The organism is Faecalibacterium sp. Marseille-Q4137, assembly GCF_017377535.1.
GTDB lineage: Bacteria > Bacillota > Clostridia > Oscillospirales > Ruminococcaceae > Faecalibacterium > Faecalibacterium duncaniae.
Genome location: NZ_JAFREK010000083.1, coordinates 1 through 3,561, shown reverse-complemented (window position 1 = coordinate 3,561; position 3,561 = coordinate 1). Strand labels below are relative to the sequence as shown.

4 protein-coding genes are annotated in these 3,561 nt (G+C 55.3%); all 4 read left to right on the top strand.

Going from position 1 to position 3,561, the window contains the following annotated elements; all coding sequences use genetic code 11:
* Window positions 1–5 precede the first annotated feature (5 nt).
* Window positions 6–1,982, top strand: a complete 1,977-nt coding sequence (locus J3353_RS15710; protein WP_207685212.1) for a C40 family peptidase — start codon at window positions 6–8, stop codon at window positions 1,980–1,982.
* An 18-nt stretch (window positions 1,983–2,000) separates the two neighbouring features.
* Window positions 2,001–2,252: a DUF4315 family protein gene (locus tag J3353_RS15705; RefSeq protein WP_207685211.1), complete on the top strand. Its 252-nt coding sequence runs from the start codon at window positions 2,001–2,003 to the stop codon at window positions 2,250–2,252.
* Entirely contained in the window at window positions 2,242–2,964 is a 723-nt protein-coding gene (locus J3353_RS15700) for a DUF4366 domain-containing protein (RefSeq protein WP_207685210.1), read from the top strand. The genes J3353_RS15705 and J3353_RS15700 overlap by 11 nt, the downstream gene beginning before the upstream one ends.
* Window positions 2,961–3,561, top strand: a 601-nt coding sequence (locus tag J3353_RS15695) for a DNA topoisomerase (RefSeq protein WP_242701010.1), incomplete at its 3' end; no start/stop codon positions are given. The genes J3353_RS15700 and J3353_RS15695, both read left to right, overlap by 4 nt.

The window sequence follows — 3,561 nt, the reverse complement described above, 5'->3', positions numbered from 1 at the left end:
GAACCTTGAAAGAATTGCAGGCAAAAGCCAAAGTCACCCAGACCATGACCCGTGATGGTCTGGTGATGGAAAATCAGGCTGACGGCACTGTGGAGAATGTTTCCTGCCGGGAAGCAGAACGGGATTACTCCACGGATGCCGAGGGCAAGGTCGAAAAAATTCTGGAACGTGCCGAGGATGTAAAGGATAAGCACAAGGCAAAGAAAAAAGTCAAACAAGCTGCAGAAACTGCCGAAAGTGAAGATGGCCTGCACGGCTCGGCGGCGCGTCTGGAACTGACCGAGGAAGAACGGGCAGCCCCGGAGTTGCAGCCGTACATCCAAAAGGCGGAAGCAAAGGCTGACAAGCTGGATGCGGCCCGCGCCGCTCTGCCGAAAAAGCGTGTCCCGGTCAAAGAAAAAGTCTACGATGTCGCCAGCGGCAAGGCGAAATCCACCCTGCACTTTGAACAGCAGGACAAAGGCCCGCCCAGCTTGAAACCAAACCCGGCCAGTCGGCCGCTGTCGGAAGCATTGCTGTTTGCTCACGGAAAAATCCACGAGGTCGAACACGAAAATGTGGGTGTAGAGGGCGGCCACAAGGGAGAAGAACTGGTGGAGCGGCAGACGGCCAAGGCCATCCGCAGCGGCATCCGGCACCACAAGATGAAGCCTTACAAGGCCGTGGAAAAGGCAGAACGGGAATTGTGCTCGGCCAACGCGGAGTATTTCTATCAGAAATCTTTGCGGGACAATCCGCAAATTGCGCAGTCTGCCAGCAACCCCATTTCCCGGATGTGGCAGAAACGGCGTATCAAACAGCAGTATGCCAAAGCTGCACGGCAGGCCGGACAAGCCGCCGCGCAGGGTGCAGCCGCCACCGCAGAGAACGGTTTCCGGGTAACGAAGCTGGCGGCCGAGGGCGGCGAACGAGTGGCCGAATTTGCAGCACAGAACTGGAAAACCATTCTGATCGTGGCGGTGTTCGGTCTGCTGGCTTTGCTCCTGATAACGGGTTTGCAGTCCTGCACGGTGATGGCGGGAACGGCCGGAACCGGCGTGACGGCATCCTCTTACTTTTCCAAGGACAAGGATATGCTGAGTGCCGAGAAAGCCTACGCCAAGCTGGAACAAAAGTTACAACGGTATCTGGACACTTACGAGGCCACCCACAATTACGATGAATACCACTTTTATCTGGATGAAATCGAGCATGACCCCTATGTGCTGATCTCGATTTTGTCCGCGCTCCATGATGGCGTTTTTACACTGGCCGAGGTGCAGGGCGAACTTGAAATGCTCTTTGAAAAGCAGTACATCCTGACCGAGACCGTGACCATGCAGATACGTTACCGCACAAAAATGATGGTCATTATTGGCCCGTATGGTGTGCCGCAGGTTATCACCTACCAAGAACCGTATGAATACTACATCTGCACGGTCAAGCTAAAGAACAAGGATTTATCCCACCTGCCCGTGGAAGTGCTGACCGAAGAACAACTCAGTGCTTATTCGCTCTATATGCGCACGCTGGGCAACCGGCCGGATTTGTTCGGGCAGGCACAGTACCCCAATGCGTCCACCATCAAGCAGCCCACCTATTACGACATTCCCCCGGAAGCACTAAAGGATGATAAGTTTGCCGCCATGATGGAGGAAGCAACCAAGTACATTGGCTACCCGTATGTGTGGGGCGGCAGTTCGCCCAGCACCAGCTTTGATTGCAGCGGCTACATTTCGTGGGTGCTGAATCACTCCGGCTGGAACGTGGGCCGCCAGACCGCACAGGGCCTTTACAACCTCTGTACTCCTGTTTCGGCCGCACAGGTCAAACCGGGCGACCTTGTGTTTTTCAAGGGCACCTACGATACCCCCGGCGTGAGCCATTGCGGTATCTATGTAGGCAATTCCATCATGCTGCACTGCGGCGACCCTATCTCTTACACAAACCTCAACTCAAAATATTGGCAGGAACATTTTTACAGCTATGGGCGTTTACCGTGACGCCAGAAAGGATTTTGTATGGCAAAAAGACTTTCCCGCATTGAGCGCGACATCGAACGGCTCAAAGAAAAAATCTCTGAATACCAGCAGCAGTTGAAAGAACTGGAAGCTGCAAAGACCGAACAGGAAAACTTGCAGATCATTCAGCTGGTGCGCAGCATGAATATGAAGCCGGACGAGTTCGCGGCCTTCCTGCGCAGCGGTGCGCTGAATGCTGCACCCATCGCCACACCGTACCATAAACAGGAGGATGCCGCCAATGAAACCTGATTGGAACCGCCGTTTTGCAGCTGGGCTGCTGGCTACCCTGCTCTGCCTCTGTTCCTTTTCCATACCCGCTTTTGCAAGCGGCTCTGACCCAGCCCCGGAACCTCTGCCGGAGATTATCGAAGAAGAACCCACCACGGGCGGCATGGAGCCGGAGGGTGTGCCCATCACGCCCAAGGGCAATGCAACACTGGTGGATGACTTTTACGGCGACAAGCAGCTTATCACAGTGACCACCAAAGCCGGGAATTATTTTTACATTCTAATTGACCGCGCCAACGAGGACAAGGAAACCTCTGTCCACTTCCTGAACCAAGTGGACGATGCCGACTTGCTGGCCCTGCTGGATGAAGAACCGCAGGCCGCCGAAGTCTGTACCTGCACTGTGAAATGCGAGGCCGGGAACGTCAACGAAAACTGCTCCTTGTGCGAAAAGAGCCTGCGCGACTGCACGGCCCCGGAAGCTGTGAAAACCGACACACAAACGCCGCAGGAAAAACCCAAGTCCAGCATGGGCAGTCTGATGATCCTGCTGGTGCTGGCTCTGGCGGGCGGCGGCGCGGCCCTCTATTATTTCAAGTTCCGCAAACCCAAGGCCGACACCACCGGGCACGATGATCTGGACGAATACGATTTTGGTGAGGATGAGGATGCAGACGAGGAACCGGCTGAAATCGAGATTCATTCGGAGGACGGACAGGAGGATGAAACATGAGTTTTCAGCTGGTGATTGCCGAAAAGCCCAGTGTGGCCCGCAGCATTGCCGCCGTGATCGGGGCCACTGAAAAGCAAAACGGCTATTGGCAGGGCGGCGGGTATCTGGTCAGCTGGTGCATCGGGCATCTGGTCTCCTTTGCGGAAGCGGGCCAGTACGATGAAAAATACTGCAAGTGGAAGTATGAAGATTTGCCCATCCTGCCCCAGCCGTGGCAGTTCATCGTCCCGGACGAGAAGAAACCGCAGTTTGAAATTGTGCGCTCTCTGCTCAACCGCCCCGATGTGGATAGCGTGACCGCCGCGACCGACGCAGGCCGGGAGGGAGAACTGATTTTCCGTTTCGTCTACCAAATGGCCGACTGCACGAAACCCGTAAAGCGGCTCTGGATTTCCAGCATGGAGGATGCAGCCATCCGGGAGGGCTTTGCAAACCTGCGCCCGGATTCGGATTATGATGCTCTGTATCAATCGGCCCTCTGCCGTGCAAAGGCGGATTGGCTGGTGGGCATCAATGCAACACGGCTGTTTTCGGTGCTGTATCACAAGACTCTGACCGTGGGCCGCGTACAGACACCGACATTGAAAATGCTGGTGG

Coding starts and splice junctions, on each gene's coding strand:
- J3353_RS15705 (WP_207685211.1), top strand. CDS start 2,001: ATGGCAAAAAGACTTTCCCGCATTGAGCGCGACATCGAACGGCTCAAA.
- J3353_RS15700 (WP_207685210.1), top strand. CDS start 2,242: ATGAAACCTGATTGGAACCGCCGTTTTGCAGCTGGGCTGCTGGCTACC.